The organism is Allotabrizicola aquatica (SeqCode) (genome assembly GCF_965194375.1).
GTDB classification, from domain to species: Bacteria; Pseudomonadota; Alphaproteobacteria; order Rhodobacterales; family Rhodobacteraceae; genus Tabrizicola_A; species Tabrizicola_A aquatica.
On record NZ_CBDAEL010000004.1, the window covers coordinates 163,190 to 181,231 of the forward strand.

The 18,042-nt window shown below is 61.3% G+C and carries 17 protein-coding genes; 9 read left to right on the plus strand and 8 right to left on the minus strand.

Annotated features, from left to right (window positions below):
• Positions 1–9: 9 nt before the first annotated feature.
• Genes AC72UB_RS07845 through AC72UB_RS07860 form a run of 4 tightly spaced genes read left to right on the plus strand, consistent with a single transcriptional unit; the run spans position 10 to position 4,025 of the window.
• Positions 10–144, plus strand: coding sequence for a hypothetical protein (locus tag AC72UB_RS07845; RefSeq protein ID WP_505189269.1), 135 nt, complete (start codon positions 10–12; stop codon positions 142–144).
• Positions 134–1,783: a hypothetical protein gene (locus AC72UB_RS07850; RefSeq protein WP_505189270.1), complete on the plus strand. Its 1,650-nt coding sequence runs from the start codon at positions 134–136 to the stop codon at positions 1,781–1,783. Before AC72UB_RS07845 ends, AC72UB_RS07850 begins: the two co-directional genes overlap by 11 nt.
• 3 nt (positions 1,784–1,786) lie before the next feature.
• A complete protein-coding gene (locus AC72UB_RS07855; RefSeq protein WP_505189271.1) occupies positions 1,787–2,716 on the plus strand; it encodes a site-specific tyrosine recombinase XerD in 930 nt (309 codons plus the stop codon).
• Between the two features lie 13 nt (positions 2,717–2,729).
• Entirely contained in the window at positions 2,730–4,025 is a 1,296-nt protein-coding gene (locus tag AC72UB_RS07860) for an HlyC/CorC family transporter (protein ID WP_505189272.1), read from the plus strand.
• A 15-nt stretch (positions 4,026–4,040) separates the two neighbouring features.
• Here the strand turns inward: AC72UB_RS07860 and AC72UB_RS07865 are convergent, their stop codons facing one another.
• Complete coding sequence (locus AC72UB_RS07865; protein ID WP_505189273.1) at positions 4,041–5,387, minus strand: CAP domain-containing protein; 1,347 nt, start codon at positions 5,385–5,387, stop codon at positions 4,041–4,043.
• A gap of 120 nt (positions 5,388–5,507) precedes the next feature.
• A complete protein-coding gene (locus AC72UB_RS07870; RefSeq protein ID WP_505189274.1) occupies positions 5,508–7,061 on the minus strand; it encodes a helicase HerA-like domain-containing protein in 1,554 nt (517 codons plus the stop codon).
• Between the two features lie 501 nt (positions 7,062–7,562).
• On the opposite strand from AC72UB_RS07870, the gene AC72UB_RS07875 reads away from it, so the two are divergent.
• Positions 7,563–8,177 carry an invasion associated locus B family protein gene (locus tag AC72UB_RS07875; RefSeq protein ID WP_505189275.1) on the plus strand — a complete coding sequence of 205 codons (615 nt, stop codon included), beginning with the start codon at positions 7,563–7,565 and terminating at the stop codon, positions 8,175–8,177.
• Between the two features lie 91 nt (positions 8,178–8,268).
• Here the strand turns inward: AC72UB_RS07875 and AC72UB_RS07880 are convergent, their stop codons facing one another.
• Genes AC72UB_RS07880 through AC72UB_RS07895 form a run of 4 tightly spaced genes read right to left on the minus strand, consistent with a single transcriptional unit; the run spans position 8,269 to position 12,492 of the window.
• The gene (locus AC72UB_RS07880) at positions 8,269–9,468 is read right to left on the minus strand and encodes a beta-ketoacyl-[acyl-carrier-protein] synthase family protein (protein WP_505189276.1); all 1,200 of its coding nucleotides are present in this window, start codon (positions 9,466–9,468) and stop codon (positions 8,269–8,271) included.
• Positions 9,465–9,743, minus strand: a complete 279-nt coding sequence (locus AC72UB_RS07885) for an acyl carrier protein (protein WP_505189277.1) — start codon at positions 9,741–9,743, stop codon at positions 9,465–9,467. Before AC72UB_RS07885 ends, AC72UB_RS07880 begins: the two co-directional genes overlap by 4 nt.
• A 16-nt stretch (positions 9,744–9,759) precedes the next feature.
• Positions 9,760–10,866: a UDP-3-O-(3-hydroxymyristoyl)glucosamine N-acyltransferase gene (lpxD, locus tag AC72UB_RS07890; protein WP_505189278.1), complete on the minus strand. Its 1,107-nt coding sequence runs from the start codon at positions 10,864–10,866 to the stop codon at positions 9,760–9,762.
• A gap of 30 nt (positions 10,867–10,896) precedes the next feature.
• A complete protein-coding gene (locus AC72UB_RS07895) occupies positions 10,897–12,492 on the minus strand; it encodes a L,D-transpeptidase family protein (RefSeq protein ID WP_505189279.1) in 1,596 nt (531 codons plus the stop codon).
• Positions 12,493–12,905: 413 nt separating this feature from the next.
• Between AC72UB_RS07895 and mepK the strand changes: the two genes are divergently transcribed.
• Positions 12,906–13,475, plus strand: coding sequence for a peptidoglycan L,D-endopeptidase MepK (gene mepK, locus AC72UB_RS07900; protein WP_463288484.1), 570 nt, complete (start codon positions 12,906–12,908; stop codon positions 13,473–13,475).
• 70 nt (positions 13,476–13,545) lie between these two features.
• Here mepK and AC72UB_RS07905 read toward each other — a convergent pair whose 3' ends face one another.
• Together AC72UB_RS07905 and AC72UB_RS07910 are read right to left on the minus strand one after the other, a co-directional pair.
• Complete coding sequence (locus AC72UB_RS07905; RefSeq protein ID WP_463288485.1) at positions 13,546–14,313, minus strand: RlmE family RNA methyltransferase; 768 nt, start codon at positions 14,311–14,313, stop codon at positions 13,546–13,548.
• A complete protein-coding gene (locus AC72UB_RS07910) occupies positions 14,310–15,446 on the minus strand; it encodes a Ppx/GppA phosphatase family protein (RefSeq protein ID WP_463288486.1) in 1,137 nt (378 codons plus the stop codon). The genes AC72UB_RS07905 and AC72UB_RS07910 overlap by 4 nt, the downstream gene beginning before the upstream one ends.
• A 297-nt stretch (positions 15,447–15,743) precedes the next feature.
• Between AC72UB_RS07910 and AC72UB_RS07915 the strand changes: the two genes are divergently transcribed.
• From AC72UB_RS07915 to AC72UB_RS07925, 3 genes are read left to right on the plus strand one after another with little or no spacing between them, the layout of a single operon-like run.
• Positions 15,744–16,046 carry a virulence factor gene (locus AC72UB_RS07915; RefSeq protein ID WP_505189280.1) on the plus strand — a complete coding sequence of 101 codons (303 nt, stop codon included), beginning with the start codon at positions 15,744–15,746 and terminating at the stop codon, positions 16,044–16,046.
• Between the two features lie 34 nt (positions 16,047–16,080).
• Positions 16,081–17,001 (plus strand): methylenetetrahydrofolate reductase, encoded by a 921-nt coding sequence (locus AC72UB_RS07920; protein ID WP_505189281.1) that lies wholly within the window; start codon positions 16,081–16,083, stop codon positions 16,999–17,001.
• A gap of 22 nt (positions 17,002–17,023) precedes the next feature.
• Positions 17,024–18,004 (plus strand): methyltetrahydrofolate cobalamin methyltransferase, encoded by a 981-nt coding sequence (locus AC72UB_RS07925; RefSeq protein WP_463288489.1) that lies wholly within the window; start codon positions 17,024–17,026, stop codon positions 18,002–18,004.
• Positions 18,005–18,042: the final 38 nt, after the last annotated feature.

An 18,042-nucleotide genomic window follows, 5' to 3' on the forward strand; every position in this document is an offset into this window, starting at 1 on the left:
AGGCAGCAGATGGCTCGGCTTTTGAGACTGGTTGTGGTGTTGGGTGTGTTGGGTTTTGCCGGTTTGGCGGGCTACGCCTATCTGGGGGATCTGACCCCGGTCACTGAAGAGATTCGCCAACCGGTTACGCTCGATGCCGATTGACAGGCCAAAGCCTTGTCTCATCGGGGCCCTAGCGATTGGGCTGGGCGTTTCTGCCCCGATGGTCTGGGCCGAGGCCGAATTGACCCCGCCGCGCAGCACGGCAAACCAACCCGCAAAGGGAGAGCCGCTGTCGGCGATTGATTGGTTGTCGCAACCGGTCAGTGCGCCCGAACCAACCGTGTCACCCCCGGCCAGCGGCGGCGCACCCCGTCTTGAGCCGCCGAAGGATGAGGCGCCGGTGACCACCGACAGTGCGCTGCCCGCGGATGTGGCGGTGTCGGTGCTTGGGGCCCCCTCGCCCGATGCGGCTGGGCTCTTGACCCCGGCGCAAACCGGCTTTCCCCATGCGCTGTGGGGGCTTGGTCTGACCGATGAGGCTGCCGCTGCCCTGACCCGCGCCGATCCCGTGGGATTGCCCGCGTTGCAGGCACTTTTGAACACCGTGCTTTTGGCCGAAGCCTTACCGCCCGCCGACAGCGGCCAAGAGGGGCGCCTGTTGATGGCGCGGGTGGATAAACTGCTCGCCGTTGGCGCGTTGGAGCAAGCCCAAGCTCTCTTGGAAGCCGCACTTCCCGCAAGAACGCCGGAACTGTTTCGCCGCAGCTTTGATGTGGCCCTCCTGACGGGTCATGAAGACCGCGCCTGCGAAGCCTTGGCCGCAGCCCCTGATCTGGCGCCAACCCTGCCAACGCGGGTGTTCTGCGTGGCGCGCGCCGGGGATTGGGCGGCGGCAGCCCTGACGCTGCGGACCGCGCAGGCTTTGGGCCACATTACAGACACCGAAGATCAGCTGTTGACCCGGTTCCTAGACGCCGAAGCCTATGAGGACGATCCCGCCCCGCCGCCGCCCAAGCCGGTGACCCCGCTGATTTGGCAGCTTTATGACGCCATCGGTGAGCCCTTGCCCACCGCCACACTGCCGCTGGCCTTTGCCCATGCTGATCTGTCAGAACGGGCGGGCTGGAAAGCTCAGACCGAGGCGGCCGAACGGCTGGCGCGAGCCGGGGCGATTTCACCCAATCTGTTTTTGGGCATTTTCACCCAGCGTGAACCGGCCGCGTCGGGCGGGGTCTGGGACCGGGTTGACGCCTTTCAACGCTTTGAGGCAGCCTTGCAGGCGGGGGATGTCACGTCGGTCGAGCAACGCCTGCCACTTGCCTATGCCCGGATGGCGGATGTCGAGATCGAGGTGACGTTTGCCGCGCTCTTTGCCGAAGACCTTGCACGCCTTCCTTTGACCGGCGATTCGGCGCGGATCGCCTATGATTTGGGCCTCCTTTCGCCCGATTTCCTGCGCCTTTCGGCCAGCCGCCACGCCCCTCAGGATGTGCGCGGCAAGTTTCTGGCGGGGCTCGCGCAGGGGCGCTTGCAGGGTCTGGCCCCGCCCGACAGCATGGCGCGCGCCCTCGCCCCGGCGTTTGACGGCAGCGAGATACCGCTTTCGGCCGACGCGCGCTTACTCTTGGCCCAGAACCGCATTGGCGAGGCGCTGTTTCTGGCCATGACGCGGATCGAAGCGGGACTGCATGGCGAGATGAGCAAGCTGACGGAAGGCCTTGTGCTTTTGCGCCACCTCGGTTTGGAAGAAACCGCCCGGACCACCGCGCTGCAATTGATGCTTTTGGAACGGCGGGGCTAGCCCATGTCCGAGCGTTGGATCTCAACCTTTCTGGACGCTCAGGCCGCCGAGGCCAACGCCGCGCGCAACACGCTTTTGGCCTATGGCCGCGATCTGAAGGATTTCTTGGATTGGTCGGCGCGGCGGGGGCTCGGGCTTGAGAGCCTACCGAAATCGGCGGTCGAAGATTATTTGGTGTCCTGCGAGGCCGAGGGCCTTTCGAAAGCCACCCGTGCGCGCCGTCTGTCGGCCATTCGCCAGCTTTTTCGCTTTGCGCATGACGAAGGCTGGCGCACCGACAACCCCGCCTTGCGCATCTCTGGCCCCGGCGCGTCGCAGCGCCTGCCCAAAACCCTTAGCCATGACGAGGTCGAGCGGCTTTTGGACGCGTCTCGCACCAAAGGCCGCACCTTGGGCGAGCGGCTGCGGAATGCGGCTTTGGTGGAACTGCTTTATGCCACAGGCATGCGGGTGTCCGAGCTTGTCGGGCTGCCAGTTTCCGCCGCACGCGGCGACCCAAAGATGATTTTGGTGCGCGGCAAAGGGGATAAGGAACGCTTGGTGCCGCTTTCCACCCCGGCCCGCGCGGCGCTTGGCGAGTGGTTGGCATGGCGCGATGCCGAAGATGTCCGGCTGCACGCGCTTGGCCACCGCCCCAGCAAAGCCCTGTTCCCCGGTGGGGGGGCAGATGGGCATTTGACGCGCCAGCATTTCTATCTGGTGATCAAGGACATCGCGGTTCTGGCGGGTGTTGATCCCACACGCGTTACCCCCCACACCCTGCGCCATGCCTTTGCCACGCATCTCTTGGCTGGTGGGGCCGATCTGCGGGTGATCCAGACACTCTTGGGCCACGCAGATGTTGCAACAACCGAAATTTACACGCATGTGCTAGATGATCAGTTGAAATCGCTGGTGCTGACCCATCATCCTTTGGCCAAACCCAAACCTTGAAGTGACCTGACCCATGCCCGAGACAAGTTTTCTGGACACTACCTTTTGGCTGACCGCCCTTGCCATCCTGTGCCTTTTGGTGATGTCGGCCTTCTTTTCGGGGTCTGAGACGGCGCTTACGGCATCGTCACGCGGCAAGCTTAAGCAATTGGCAGATAAGGGATCCTCAGGGGCAGCGGCCGCGATGAAGGTCACCGATGACAGCGAACGGATGATCGGCGCGCTGTTGCTGGGCAATAACATCGTGAACATCCTGTCGGCCTCGCTCGCGACAGCGCTGTTAACCAAAGCCTTTGGCGACAGCGGCGTTGCGGTCGCCTCGGCTGTCATGACCGTGCTGATCTTGATCTTTGGCGAAGTCATGCCGAAGACGCTGGCCATCACATTCCCCGAAGCGGTCGCACAGCGCGTGGCCCCGGTGATCCGTGTCTTGATTGTGCTGTTTTCCCCTATCGTTACTTTGGTTCGCGCTTTGGTGCGGCTTTTGCTGCGGCTGGTCGGCGTCAGGGCCGACCCTGACAGCAAAATTCTAGCGCTGCGCGAGGAAATCGTCGGGGCGATTTCGCTGGGCCATTCCGAAGGCGCGATGGAGAAAGAGGACCGTGACCGGCTTTTGGGCGCGCTCGATCTGGGCGAACGGACAGTTGACGAGATCATGAAGCACCGGCGCCAGATCGAACTGATCGATGCCGATCTGCCCCCCGATGCGCTGATCTCAGAGGTTCTGGCATCGGCCCATTCGCGCCTGCCGCTTTATCGGGGCGATGAGGAAAACATCTTGGGTGTGATCCATGCCAAAGACCTTCTGCGCGAGGTGGACCGTCTGCGCCGCGCGGGAGAAGGGCTAGACAAGCTGGATATCGTCAAGGTCGCGATGAAGCCCTACTTCATTCCCGACACCACCACGCTCGACGAACAAATGCGCGAGTTCCTAAAACGGCGCACGCATTTCGCGATTGTGGTGGATGAATACGGCGCGATTCAGGGGCTGATCACGCTTGAGGATATTCTTGAGGAAATCGTCGGCGAGATCACTGACGAATTTGACGTGGTGGCGCGCGATTCGGGGCTCAGCCGCGATGAAACCGGCGCTTGGCTGGTGGAAGGGGCGATGACCATCCGCGACCTGAACCGGGCGATTGAATGGAACCTGCCGGATGATGAGGCCAATACCGTTGCGGGCCTTGTCATTCATGAGGCGCAGATGATCCCGCTGGAAGGCCAAGCCTTCAGCTTCCACGGCTTCCGCTTTCAAGTGCTGCAGCGCCGTGAAAACCGGATCACCAAGCTGCGCATTCGGCCCCTATAGCGATGCCAAGGCCGGTTAGATCAAGATGATCTGATCGGCCAAACTGCTCAGGCTGCTGACCCCATCCAACCGGACCGAATGGCCTTGGCCGAGGTCAATCACCACATCCCCCGCGATGATGCGGGCGTGGTTGGCGACCACAGCATCGGCGTCTGTGGCTGCGCCGCCCCAAAGTTGGCGGTTGATCCGCAGCGTATCGACGGCGGTAAAGTCGGCGATGACATCATCGCCCGCGCTGAAACTGAACACGAAACTATCGGTCCCACTGCCGCCCGACAAATGATCATTGCCCGCGTCACCATAGATCGTGTCGTTCCCAGATCCGCCATAAAGCCGATCATTGCCAGTGCCGCCGCGCAAAACATCATTGCCGGTGCCACCGGACAGAAAATCGTTCCCATTGCCGCCGCTCAGCACATCGTGACCGGTATTCCCGATCAGCCGGTCATTGCCAGAGCCGCCCGAAAGCAGGTTGCGCGCGCCATTGCCCTCAAGCGTATTTGCTGACGTATTGCCCGTCGCATCAATCGCTGCCGAACCGATCAGCCGCGCGTTGTGGATACCCAAGACCAGCGTCACATCAGCCGAGGCATGGAAGGTGTTGGCGTTAAGCACATCAAGCTTGGCGTTGACCTCCTCGACCAGAATTTTCACTGAAAAGCTGCGCGTGCCAAGGGTGCCGCTGACGGTGACAAAACCACCCTCAACCGCCTCAAGCGCATATCCGCCCGCACTGGCGCTGGTGGTGCGGGCGCCAGCAGTGGAAAACACCGCGCCCCCTTGGCCTTCGCCGATCGAATAGAACAGGTTTGCGTCAAGATCGTTGTACACCACGCCAGTGACATAATAGACATCCGGCTGCGTCGAGAAGTTCTGCGTCACCATCGAAGCATTGTAGGTCACGCCATTATACCGAAACGCCCCGGCCTCTTGGGCGATGCCGATGTCGCGGTAACTGTCGTGCAGAATGTTCACCCGATGACCGGGCGATAGGAACAGGTCTGAATGCTGCTGAGCAATGGTGGCTTGCAGGTTCAAAGTCCCGGTTGTGCCGCGCCAACTGATGTTTTCACCCGCGCCCCAGCCTTCATAGCCTGCAGACTGCGCCCTTTGGCTGGGTGTGCTGGTGTTGACGCCCGTGTGTGAGAACACATCGGTGGCCAGCATCCATGTTGAATGACGGCTGGCCGCCAGTTCAAGGGCCGCATCGGGTGCCAGTGCGCCGCGCGCGGAGCTGTGCAACTGGCCGGGTGCCAGGCCTTGGTTCAAGCTGATCCCACGCCGTGCCGCCTCTCCCAAAGGGTCAAGGCGGGCGCGGTTCACAAGCTCCAGCATAAATTGTTCGGCGGCGGTTAAAGCCATCGGCAGACCTTTCGCAGACATTCCCCAACATCGACGCTAGCAGCGAACTTGGGCGCTGCCGGGGCAGAAATCGGGCATGAAGGTATAGGCGTAAACGCACCGCCAGAATGGGCCCGCGGCCTAGCGTCGGCCAAAGATCGACCCCAGAACGCCCCGCACAATGGCCTGACCGGATTTGGTGCCCAACTGGCGCGCAAAGCTTTTGGCAAAGGCAGTGCCAATCGTGTCGCTGCGCCCTGTGGTTCGGCTGGGGCTGGGGCGTCGTGGACCAGTTTCGCCCGCGCGATCGTCGGCATCATAGCGACGGGCGCGGGCAAACTCGCGCTCTTCCGCATCGGTCCGATCTTCGGCCTCTGCGGCATCACGGGCCGCCCGCTCGGCCCGCGCCCGCAGCCGTTCATGGGCCGAGTCGCGGTCAATCGCTGTGTCATACTTTGCCCCAAGCCCTGAGGCCCGCATCAGCTGCGCCCGGATCACGGGGTCAATTGGCCCAAGCTGTGAAGATGGCGGCCGCACCAGCGTACGTTCGGCCATGCCCGGAATCCCCTTTGCCTCCAGAAACGAGGTCACGGCTTCTCCCGTGCCAACATCGCGGATCGCCTCTTCAATGGCAAAGCGCGGATTGGGGCGGTAGGTTTCAGCGGCAAGTTTCAACCCCTTTTGATCCTTGGCGGTAAAGGCGCGCAGCGCGTGCTGCACGCGGTTGCCAAGCTGTCCCAGAATCATTTCGGGCACGTCAGCGGGATTTTGGGTGATGAAATACACCCCCACACCCTTTGAACGGATCAGCCGTGCGACCTGTTCCACCTTGGCGACCAACGCCTTGGGCGCGTCGTTGAACAGAAGATGCGCCTCGTCGAAGAAGAACACGAGCTTGGGTTTGTCGGGATCGCCCACTTCGGGCAGCTCCTCGAAAAGCTCAGACAGCAGCCACAGAAGGAAGGTGGCATAAAGCCGGGGGCCCGAGTTCATCAGCTTGTCGGCGGCGAGAAGGTTGACCACACCGTGCCCTTGGGCATCAACGCGCATCAGGTCCGCAAGCTCCAGTGCGGGTTCGCCAAACATTTGCGCCGCACCTTGGTTTTCCAAAACCAGCAAGCGGCGCTGAATGGCCCCGATCGAGGTGGTGGACACCAGCCCATAGCGCGCCGACACCGCGCTGTCGTTTTCCGCGATAAAGGTTAACAGCGCTTGCAGGTCTTTCAGATCGAGAAGCGGCAGTTCCTCCTCATCGGCCAGCCGGAAGGCCACGTTCAACACGCCCTCTTGCGGTTCCGTCAGTTCCAAAAGGCGGCTCAGCAGCAAGGGCCCCATCTCGGCCACTGTGGCGCGGATAGGGTGGCCCTGTTCGCCAAAAAGATCCCAGAACGCCACGGGAAAGGCCTGATAGTGCAAGTCCAACCCGATCGTCGCGGCGCGTTTCATGAAAGGCTCATGCAGCTTGTGCTCGGCCGATCCGGGTTGCGCAATTCCAGCCAGATCGCCCTTCACATCGGCCATGAACACGGGCACACCGGCGGCAGAAAATCCCTCGGCCAAGATTTGCAGGGTCACTGTCTTGCCCGTGCCCGTCGCTCCGGCGATCAGTCCATGGCGATTGCCATATTTCAGCAAAAGGGTCTGCGGTGCGCCGTACCCTTCGCCCCCCCCACCCACGAAAATCGCGTCCGACATAACCGCCCCCGATGAAATCAGCTTTGAGAAATACGCACCTGCCGCCGGCAACTCCGGGGACGGTGCGCGATCAAAATACATTCTTAACCCGACTGTGCCAGCCTGATCTTACCGGACGGCTGATTTGCGCTTCGGTTTTGACTTCCTCCCTGTCAACTGGCCGCGCCCTCATCAGGGGCGCGGTTTTTTTCTGACTCGCGCAGCCAAACCAACCAGTCCTTAGAGGGGGAATGAGGCCATGATTGTCTGTGTCACAATCTGCGCGAAATCCTGTTGACGCGCTTGTGAAACAGCAATAGCGTCTGCTCCACATAGTCGGCCAGTCCGACAGGGAGAAAAAAATAGAAGAAAAAGGGTCGGCTGTCCGGCCCTTTTTCCGTTTAATCTCCATCATTTGCGCAATATCTTGCCGAATCTGTCAGGCTCGCACCCCTTTCGCCCCTGACTTGGCCGCGCGAGCGTGCTATCTGCGCGGCGAGCCATTTGTAAGGATGTCGGACCATGTCTACGCGTAGCCTTTTTCACAGCCTGTCGCTGTCGGCCCTGCTGGCCGTTTCGGGCTTGCCCGCCCTGTCGCAAGAGACCGCTCCCGCCGACGATTTGTCGCTGGGCACTGCGGCCAATGCCGCCCCCGCTGTGTTGACGGCTGAGACCGCGCAAGTGGGCCAAGGTTATTTGGCGGCGACCTTTGAACAATGGGAGCAGCGCTGCGAAAAGACCGAGAACGGCAAGGATCCTTGCCAGCTGTTCCAGCTTTTGAAAGACGCCGATGGCAACGCCGTGTCAGAGTTTTCGATGTTCGCGCTGCCCGCTGGTGGCAAGGCGGCGGCCGGGGCCACGGTTGTGGTGCCGCTGGAAACGCTCTTGACCGCATCTCTGACCATCCAGATCGATACGGCAGAGCCGAAGCTTTACCCCTATACCTTCTGCACCCAAATCGGTTGCGTCGCCCGTGTGGGCTTTACCGCCGAAGAGGTGGAACAGTTCAAGAAGGGCGCCAAGGCCACGGTGACCGTGGTTCCAGCGGCAGCGCCGGAAGCGTCCGTCAGCCTCGACGTCTCGCTCAAGGGCTTCACTGCGGGCTATGAGGCTGTCGCGGCAACGCTTCAGGAATAACCGCGCCTCAAGCGGGTCAAAAAGACAAAGGCCCGCCGTTTTGGCGGGCCTTTTCATAAGGTGATATGCGGTGTTCCACTAAATTTGCGCCTCAGGCACGCGCCAAAGCCAGAACGGCATTCAACCCGCCAAAAGCAAAGCCATTAGACAAGACCCGATCAAACCGACCCTGCCGCGCCGTGCCTGTGACAAGATCTACTGCACAGTCAGGATCCGGGGCCAAAAATCCGGCCGTGGGGGGAATGAGCCCCTCCTGAAGGGCCAAGAGGCAGCCAATCAGTTCAACCGCGCCAGCCGCGCCAATCAGATGGCCGTGCAGTGACTTTGTCGATGTGACCGGAATTTCTGCCGCCCTAGGACCAAAAACCCGGCGCAGCGCCTCAGCCTCGCAGCGGTCATTGGCGGCGGTGGCAGTGCCATGGGCGTTGATGTGGTCAACACTCTCAGCCGTCCAACCCGCATCCGAAAGAGCGCGTTGCATGGCCCGAGACGCCCCCTCGGGGTTGGGCATCACGATATCTGAGGCGTCCGAGGTCATACCAACACCGCAGATTTCAGCCAAAACGCGCGCCCCACGGGCCAACGCGGCCTCACGGTCCTCCAGGACAAAAACCGCCGCACCTTCCCCTTGCACCATACCGTTGCGCCCCAAGGAAAACGGACGACAGGCGTCCGGCGACATGACGCGGAGCCCCTCCCACGCTTTCAGCCCGCCAAAGGAAAGCATCGCCTCAGACCCGCCTGCCAGTGCGACATCTGCGGCGCCAGCGCGGAGCATTTGAACGGCAAGCCCGATGGCATGGTTGGATGAGGCACAGGCCGAGGAGACGGAAAACGTCGGCCCCATCAGCCCCATCTCCATCGAAATGTGGCTGGCCGCAGCCGAATGCATCAACCGGGGCACGGTGAAGGGATGGACCCGAGACTTCCCCTCGGCATAGACCGCGCGATAGGCCTCGTCCGAGGTGATAAGACCGCCACCGCCCGTGCCCATAATCACCGCTGTGCGTTCTGGATCGGGGCATAGCCCGGCCTGCGCCATGGCTTGCCGCGCTGAGACCAAGGCAAACTGAACATGGCGATCGAGAAGCGAGAGGTGACCCTTCTCGAAATGGTTTTCTGGTGTCCAATCCGTGACTTGCGCCCCGATCTTTATGGAAAGCCGATCCAGATCGGGAATGTCCAACGGGCCAATGGCACAGCGCCCAGCCTTCATTGCGGCAAGGGTCTGGTCAAGGTTTTGCCCCAAAGGGTTGACCGTGCCCGCCCCAGTGATGACCACCCGCCTCATTGGGCCGCGATCACCCCTTCGACGGCCTTGACCAGCGCGCCAACAGTGGACAAATCCAACGCGCCTTGGTTTGGATCATTGGCGTTGAAGGGCACCGAGATTTCAAAGCTTTCTTCGATTGCGAAGATCACCTCGACCACGCCCAGACTGTCGAGCCCAAGATCTGATATCTTGTCGCTTAGGGCGACCTCGTCAAACCTGCGCAGGCTGTGCGAGGCGACAATTTCCCGTACCCGATCCGCAACCGTCGCTTCCGTCCAAATTGCTCCGTCCAATTTTGCCTCCATAACCTCAGTCCTCCTTCGAGGTAGACGGCGCGGATGACGGGGTGATGACAGCTTCCAGTGCGGCCACCCGTGCGCCCAGTCGCGGCAAGCGGCGCAGCGCCTTTTGGATGTCGACATGAGTTTCCATCTTCACCGCCGGATAGCCCAAGAGAACCCGACCCTTGGGCGCGTTGGTAAAGATCTTGGTGCCCCCCCCGGCGATCACGTCATCGCCGACAAAGATGTTGTCATTCACCCCCACTTGGCCCGCCAGCACCACGCGGCTGCCGATGCGCGCCGATCCAGCAATGCCGACCTGACCGCACAGAAGGGTGTCCTCGCCAATTTCGACGTTGTGGCCAATGTGGACCTGATTGTCCAACTTGGTCCCGCGGCCGATGGTGGTGTCACGGATGGTGCCGCGATCAATGGTGCAATTGGCACCGATCTCGACATCATCCCCAATCGTCACCGCGCCCAAAGAATGAATGCGCGTCCAAGTTTGCTCGCGAATTTCGCCGCGCTGTGAAAGGGTTTCCCGGATTTCCTCAACACCTGATTTTTCTGGGGTGACAAAGGAAAACCCATCCGCGCCGATCACTGCGCCAGGCTGGCAAATCACGCGGTGGCCAATTTTCACGCGCGCGCCAATCCGCGCGCCTTGGCAGATCAGTGCATCGTCACCAATCACCGCACCTTCGGCCACCGACACATGCGAAGCAATCCGCGCCCCGGCGCCAATCTGGGCGCCGGCACCGATGGTGACAAAGGGGCCAATCGCGGCCCCTGCCCCGATCTGGGCTGTCGGATCAATCACGGTCATCGGATGGATACCCAGCGCAATCTCTGGGCCGGGGTCCATCATCACGGACAACCCTGCCATCGCCAAACGCCCACGCGGGGCGAAGATCGCCGCTTGCAACCCCAGCGCCTGCCAATCGGCGCCGGGCCATAGCATTGCCGCCCGCGCCTGACCCTGTGCGAGCCCGTCGGCATAGCGCGGGTCCATCGCCAAGGCGAGATCCCCTGCCCCCGCCATCGCCGGTTCGGCCGCACGCCCCACACGCAACGACAGATCGCCCACCGCCTCAGCGCCCAATGCGGCGGCAATTTCGGCAATCGTATGGGCCATGATGTCCTCCGGTCGGTTCTGACCGTAGATTTATCCCTGTTCGCCGGTCAAGGCCACCCCGGCCTCGGACAAGGCATCGAAAAGACGTCCATCGCGGCCATAAACATCGTTGCGATAGCCGATTTGCCCCCGCGCCGTGGGCCATGCGGTGAAATAGACCAAATGCACCGGCACGCTGCTGTCCAGTGAAACCGAGGTTTCCAAGCGGCTTTCCAGTTCCGTCTGGAACACCCCCTTGGGATCTTCGCTTTGCGCCGAAAGCAAAATATGCGCGAAATCAATGGGATCACCAAGCCGGATGCAACCATGGCTGTAGGCACGCACCTCATGGGCAAACAGGTTCTTGGCCGGGGTGTCGTGTAGGTAGATGTTGTGCACGTTGGGGAACATGAACTTGACCTTCCCCAGCGCATTGCCATCCGACGGCGGCTGACGCAGCCCAAACGGGAAGCTTGAGGCCGAATAGGCCGCAAAGTTCACCGCCCCGCGCGGCACCACCCGCCCCTTGTTATCAACGACTTGCAAATGGCTGACCGCATTGCTGTTGCGCTGCAAAAGCGGCAGATATTCCTTGACGATGATCGAGCGCGGCACCCCCCAAGACGGGTTGATGACCATATATTCCATCACATCGGAAAACTCAGGACTGCGCTGATCTTCCACATCCTTGCCAATCACGGCACGGGTCTTAAAGGTTGTTCGGCCCTCATCAACGATGCGCGCCATGAATTCCGGCAGGTTTACCCAGATATGGCGCGCGCCCCGCGGCGCATCACCCAGCCAGCGCAGCCGCTCCAGCGCCACGATCACCGATTTCAGCCGCGCACTGGCGGGCAGACGCAGAGCCTCCAGCGTGGCCGTGTTGGCGACGCCATCCGCCGTCAGGCCATTATCAAGTTGAAACCGCTGGACTGCGCGGAGGAGGCTGCGGTCATAGGTGGCCGCAGCACTGGCCGTCAAATAGCCCCGCGCCACCAAATGATCGCGCAGCGCAATCACCTGTGGTCCCTGATCACCGGGCTGCAACTGCGCGGCCGCAGGAACATTGGGCCAGCCGCCTGAGGCAATCACGCCTTCAAGCCGGAGCTTCTCCTTCAAAAGCTGGGCATATTCCGGCGATGAGGGGGCAAGATCGCGCAAAAACTCATGGGGCATAGGGCTTGCGGCAATGGCTTGCAACATGGCCTGTGGATCGGGGCGCGCGATCTCTCGCACGATCCCGGCATCGACTTTGGAGGGTGTCAGCGCGCCCGAAGATAGATCGCGGGCATAGGCCAAAAAAGCCTGTGTCATGGCCGCTTCAACCTGACCCCGATCACGTTCGGTGCGGGCCGACTGGAAGGCCGCGACAAGCGCCGAAGCATCATACCGCGCAACCGGAAGTCCGTGGTCACCCGCGTGCGAAAAGGCTTGCAAGGCGGCTTGTCGGCGATCGGCATCATCCGGCCCGGTCCAAAGATCCCTGTAGCCGTTTGCCCTGTAGAACGCGGCGACCCCTTCGGTTTCGGCAACCGCGGTGGCCAAGGACCGGGCAAAGGCCGAACCGGTGGCCAGTTCAGCGCGCGCAGGTTCGCCCGTAAGACCCAGAATCAGCGCCAGACATCCCGAGACGGCCAGCCGGGGCATTTTTACAAAACTAGAAAAAAGATGTTCCAAATCAAACCCTTCACACCAGAAACGCCTGGGCCCTATATCTGGGACCTGAGTTTCAGCGAAATTCACCCAACTGTAAATCATCGATCCGTTGCGACTGGGCTCGGGCCCGTGTCTGAGCGGGCTACTTTCTGGCACCCCGCCGAAGACTGTTTCCACGCCACGAACAATCAAATTCACCTGAGTTTCTCGGGCCATTCTTGCCCACCGTCCAGGTGTGTTCAGCAAAAATTTGCCTATCGCCCTGATCCTACCTTTGATCCAGCCATTCTTTGCTTTGGTCCTGGCCCCAAATATGCAATAACAAACTCGCACTTGGGGTGAGTGGCGAAACAAAACCGCTGGAGTTAGGCGGTCAAAGACCATCGACGGGACAGGCGCAGAGAATGGCGATTATTTCTTCTAACGGCTTCACGCGGCGCGGCTTGCTCGGTGCTTTCGCAGCAACGGCACTTGTCGCAGCCCCGGCCTACACGGCCGCTGCCGGCTATCTCAAAGGCGCAGGCGATATTCGGCGGATCCGGATGTATTCGGGCCGCACGGGGGAAAGCATCGACACGATCTACTGGATCGAAGGCGAGTACATCCCCGAGGTTCTTAAGGAAATCAACCACTTCATGCGCGATTGGCGCAATGGCAAGGCCATGAAGATGGACATCCGCAATTTTGACGTGATGGCAGCGGCCCACCGTCTGATGGATGTGAATGAACCCTACACGCTGCTGTCGGGCTATCGCAGCCCTGAGACCAACGCCATGCTGCGCTCCAAGTCCAGAGGCGTTGCGAAGAACTCGTTGCACCTTAAGGGTCAAGCGGCGGATCTGCGGCTGAAGTCGCGCTCGGTCGGGCAAATGGCGCGGGCCGCCAAGGCGTGCTCGGGCGGGGGTGTTGGGGCCTATTCGCGGTCAAACTTCGTGCACATGGATTGCGGTCCGGTGCGCACTTGGGGTGGGTAAGGCCATTATCGCGTCATAACTTGCCATCGCTGGGCGCCCCTGTGGCGCCCTTTTGGTTGTCAAAGAAACGTCAGTCCTCGTCGTCATCGTGCAAATGCCCGCGCGGATCGTCCGACGGCTTGCCCCGGAACCCCATAGCAACCACGAACTTTTCGGAACTGTCCTGACGGCTGGCTGGCGGTTTAACATTGGCCACCTTGCGGAACGACCGTTTCAACACCGACTGCATCTCATTCTCGGCCCCACCGGCCAGAACCTTGGCAACGAAAGTGCCATCCTCTTCCAAGACGTCAAAGGCAAAGGCCAGTGCAGCCTCGATCAGCGCCACGATGCGCAAGTGGTCCGTGCCCTTGTGGCCCGAGGCAGAGGCCGCCATATCGCTCATCACCACATCTGCTTTGCCGCCCAGCCAAGTCTTGACCATCTCGTCGGCATTATCGTCCAGAAAATCCAGCTGATAGATATCGCAGCCCGCGATAGGTTCTACCTCTTGCAGATCGACCCCCAGAATGGTGCCGACGGGCTTTTTCGGGTTTTGACCCAGCGCGTTGACCCGCGACACGGCCACCTGACACCAGCCACCCGGCGCACAGCCAAGGTCGACCACCCGCGCACCGGGTTTCAAAAACCCATAGCGGTCATCCAACTCCATGATCTTATAAGCCGCGCGGCCGCGATAGCCCTCGCGCTTGGCGCGCTGGACGTAGGGGTCGTTCAACTGGCGTTCCAGCCACAGAGTGGACGAGAGCTTTCGCCCCTTGGCGGTTTTCACCCGCACCCGAAGCTCGCGCTGGCCCCGTCCCGAGGTATTTTTGCCGGTGGTGGGCTTGTCGGTCATAGATAAGGTCCGTCCTCGAGAATTCCGTCGGTGTTCATTTGGGCATAAAGCAGCCCCTCGCGCAGTCCGCGGTCGGCCACAGACAGCCGGTCCGTCGGCCAGATCCGCATCAGCGCCTGTAAAATGGCCGCGCCCGACATGATCAGCGTGTGCCGATCGCGCCCAATCCGCGGATCGTTGCGCCGCCCTTCGGGACCAAGCGACAGAAACTCACGGATGACCAGATCAATCTGGTCCGAGGTCATCTGCAGCCCGTCAACCTTGGCCCGATCATAACGGCGCAGGTTCAAGAAACTGGCCGCCACGGTCGTGACGGTGCCTGAGGTGCCGATGATCTGAAAGCCATCCCGCGCTTGGGCGGCGTTATAGGGGCTGAAGGAAGAGAGATTTTCTTCAAAAAACCACGACATCAGCGCAAAGCGCGCGCCATCATCCTCGACATCGTGGAACTGGTCCTTCAGCGTGGCCACCCCAAGCGGCACCGAAATCCAATCCACCACCCGCGCGCCGCCATCCGGTTGGTTGGCAAAACCCTTGTGCAGACCCATAATGGCCCGCCCCCGCTGCTCGGGGGCAACTGCCGAAAGATCCACCCAGACCAGCTCGGTTGATCCGCCGCCAATATCCACCACCAACAGCTGCTCGGTGCTCGGGTTGACCAAGGGCGCACAAGAGATCACGGCCAGCCGCGCCTCTTCCTCGGCCGGGATAATCTCCACCTGCAGCCCGGTCTCACGACGAATTTGGCGCATGAATTCGCGGCCATTGCGGGCGCGGCGGCAAGCTTCGGTCGCCACCAGCCGCATCCGCGCCACGTTGTGCTGTTCGATCTTCTTCTGACAGATCCGCAAGGCCTGCAAAGTCCGCCCCATCGAGGCATGCGACAGCCGCCCCGAAGCTTCCAGCCCCGCGCCAAGATGCACTGTCTTGGAAAAACTGTCCAAAACCTGAAACTGACTGCCCGAAGGACGGGCAATCAGCATGCGGCACGAGTTCGTGCCAAGGTCCACGGCGGCATAAAGCCCAGCCGTGGCTGTGTCAGGGGCAGACGTCACAGGCTTGCGGGAGACCCGTTTCGAGGCCTCGACTGCAGCTTTCTTCGCGTCCGCCCCTCGGGGACGCTCGGGCGTCATGTCGCCCTCCATACGTGGTTGCCCTTAAGCTATGCCCAACGGGGCAGTCATGCAAGTCCAGAACCGCCCTGCCCACCCCGCGCAGCCCGCCAAACCCAAAGCAGGACACGCCGGATGATCTGCATAAAACTGGCGACTTTACACGCGCCGACACTGGATTTCGCATGCGGGCTCGCGTAATGCGTCACTGCATCCGGGATCGGTCGCATCCGCCCTGCGGCATGTCGAAATCCGACCCTGTCTGTCGCGATCAGGCGAATAGAACACTGGGAACCACATCAAGGGGAATCAGCCAAAATGGCCGAAGTTGTCATCGTTTACTGGCGCGATATTCCGGCACAGGTGATTGTCGGCAAGGGCCGTCGCGGCGCAAAAAAGCAGCTGTCCGAGCGCTTTGAACAGGCGATCGACCGCTGTGCCATGAAAATCGGCGCCAAAGATGCCGACGCCTATCTCGCCGAATGGCGCAAGGCTGCCCCCTATGAGGTGGATGGCGAGCAAGACGAGGTGGCGGCATCGGTTGCTGCCCAGTTGGAAACAGAATTCGACACCGAGCGTCTGAAGACGCTGATTGCCAATGAAGGCTGGGCCAAAGCCTGACCTGCCCGATCTCGGCCCAATCTAGGAGAGCCACATGGCCCTGAGTTTCTTCCGCAAAGACACCAAAGACGCTGCAACCGGTGCTGAAGCCGCCGAGATGGAAGCCTTCCTGAAGGGCTATTCAATCGAAGTGATGCCGCGCACCGCTGAAAAAGTGGAAGATTTCCGCGCCATTCTTCCCAAGGGCACCCGCGTTTATATCGCGCACATCGATGGCACCCCCATCGAAGAGATGGTGGCCACCGCCAAGCGCATTGGTGCCGAGGGTTTTGATGTCATGCCGCATTTTCCCGCGCGCATCATCAAGGACCGCGCCACGTTGACCGATTGGGTGGCACGCTACAAAGATGTGGGCGTGCACCAGGGCCTTCTTCTGGCCGGCGGCGTGCCGCAGCCGGTGGGCGATTTTGCAACCTCGATGCAGCTTTTGGAAACTGGGGCCTTCACCGGCTTTGATCGCCTGCATGTGGCCGGTCATCCCGAAGGCAACAAGGACATCGACCCCGATGGGTCGGACAAAATGGTGATGGAAGCCGCGCGCTGGAAATCGGCCTTCTCGGAACGCACCGATGCGCAGATGGCAATGGCGACGCAGTTCTGCTTTGAAGCAGGCCCGGTGATCGACTGGGTCAACCGCTTGCAGGCCGAAGGCATCAAACTGCCCGTGCATATCGGTGTTGCCGGTCCGGCCAAACTGCAAACGCTTATCAAATTCGCCATTGCCTGCGGCGTCGGCGCCTCGCTGCGCGTGCTGCAAAAACGGGCAATGGATGTGACCAAGCTCCTCTTGCCCTATGAGCCGACCGAGTTTGTCGCCGATCTGGCCGCCCACAAGGCCAAGAACCCCGGCTTTGGCATCGAACAGGTCCACTTCTTCCCCTTGGGCGGCATTAAGACCAATGCCCAGTGGGTCACCGACAATGGCGGCGCCTCGGGCGTGCCCGTAAACGCCTAACGCACAAGAAAAAGGTATCAGAATGACCCGCACCGTCATTGAATCTAAAACGAAAACCGTCATCATCGGTTTTGACGAACCCTTCGCCGTGATCGGTGAGCGCATCAACCCCACCGGCCGCAAGAAACTGGCGGCCGAGCTGGAGATGGGCAACTACGACACCGTCATCAAAGACGCGCTTGAGCAGGTTGCCTGCGGGGCCACCATCCTTGATGTGAACTCGGGTGCGGTGTTCACCAACAAGATGGCGCAAGACCCGCGCTATGCCGACAACAACTTTGTCGAACCGCCGCTGATGAAAGCGCTGATCGAAATCATCCAGCAGACCGTGGACGTGCCCCTGTGCATCGACAGCTCGGTTCCCGGCGCGCTTGAGGCGGGTCTGATGGCCTGCGAGGGTCGCCCGCTGTTGAACTCGGTCACCGGCGAAGAAGAGCGGATGGAACTGGTTCTGCCGCTGGTCAAGAAATACAACGTGCCGGTCGTGGCGATTTCCAACGACGACACCGGCATTTCGCCTGATCCCGATGTCCGCTTTGCCGTGGCCAAGAAGATCGTGGAACGCGCCGCCGATTTCGGCATCCCGGCGCATGACATCGTGGTTGACCCGTTGGTCATGCCGGTGGGCGCCATGGCCTCGGCCGGTCAGCAGGTCTTTGCCTTGGTGCGTCGCCTGCGGGAAGAACTGGGCGTGAACACGACCTGTGGTGCTTCGAACATCTCGTTCGGCCTGCCGCACCGTCACGGCATCAACGCGGCCTTCCTGCCGATGGCGATTGGGGCTGGCATGACCAGCGCCATCATGAACCCGGTGCGCCAGCAGGAAATGGAGGCCATTCGCGCCGCCAACTTCCTGATGAACCACGACGCCAATGGCGGTGAATGGATCCGCTTTGCCAAGGTTCTGGAAGCCGTCGAAGGCGGGATGAGCTTTTCGGAAGCCTCGGCAGCCGCGAGCCAAGCCGCGAGCGGCCGTCGCGGCGGCCGTCGCGGCCGCGGCTAAGCCCCTCCTCGGGCGCCTTCGGCTTCTCGTCGAGGCGT

Coding starts and splice junctions, on each gene's coding strand:
- lpxD (WP_505189278.1), bottom strand. CDS start 10,866: ATGGCCCATACGATTGCCGAAATTGCCGCCGCATTGGGCGCTGAGGCG.
- AC72UB_RS07895 (WP_505189279.1), bottom strand. CDS start 12,492: ATGCCCCGGCTGGCCGTCTCGGGATGTCTGGCGCTGATTCTGGGTCTT.
- AC72UB_RS07865 (WP_505189273.1), bottom strand. CDS start 5,387: ATGGCTTTAACCGCCGCCGAACAATTTATGCTGGAGCTTGTGAACCGC.
- AC72UB_RS07905 (WP_463288485.1), bottom strand. CDS start 14,313: ATGACCGACAAGCCCACCACCGGCAAAAATACCTCGGGACGGGGCCAG.
- AC72UB_RS07875 (WP_505189275.1), top strand. CDS start 7,563: ATGTCTACGCGTAGCCTTTTTCACAGCCTGTCGCTGTCGGCCCTGCTG.
- AC72UB_RS07925 (WP_463288489.1), top strand. CDS start 17,024: ATGACCCGCACCGTCATTGAATCTAAAACGAAAACCGTCATCATCGGT.
- AC72UB_RS07860 (WP_505189272.1), top strand. CDS start 2,730: ATGCCCGAGACAAGTTTTCTGGACACTACCTTTTGGCTGACCGCCCTT.
- AC72UB_RS07915 (WP_505189280.1), top strand. CDS start 15,744: ATGGCCGAAGTTGTCATCGTTTACTGGCGCGATATTCCGGCACAGGTG.
- AC72UB_RS07910 (WP_463288486.1), bottom strand. CDS start 15,446: ATGACGCCCGAGCGTCCCCGAGGGGCGGACGCGAAGAAAGCTGCAGTC.
- AC72UB_RS07920 (WP_505189281.1), top strand. CDS start 16,081: ATGGCCCTGAGTTTCTTCCGCAAAGACACCAAAGACGCTGCAACCGGT.
- AC72UB_RS07880 (WP_505189276.1), bottom strand. CDS start 9,468: ATGAGGCGGGTGGTCATCACTGGGGCGGGCACGGTCAACCCTTTGGGG.
- AC72UB_RS07850 (WP_505189270.1), top strand. CDS start 134: ATGCCGATTGACAGGCCAAAGCCTTGTCTCATCGGGGCCCTAGCGATT.
- mepK (WP_463288484.1), top strand. CDS start 12,906: ATGGCGATTATTTCTTCTAACGGCTTCACGCGGCGCGGCTTGCTCGGT.
- AC72UB_RS07845 (WP_505189269.1), top strand. CDS start 10: ATGGCTCGGCTTTTGAGACTGGTTGTGGTGTTGGGTGTGTTGGGTTTT.
- AC72UB_RS07855 (WP_505189271.1), top strand. CDS start 1,787: ATGTCCGAGCGTTGGATCTCAACCTTTCTGGACGCTCAGGCCGCCGAG.
- AC72UB_RS07870 (WP_505189274.1), bottom strand. CDS start 7,061: ATGTCGGACGCGATTTTCGTGGGTGGGGGGGGCGAAGGGTACGGCGCA.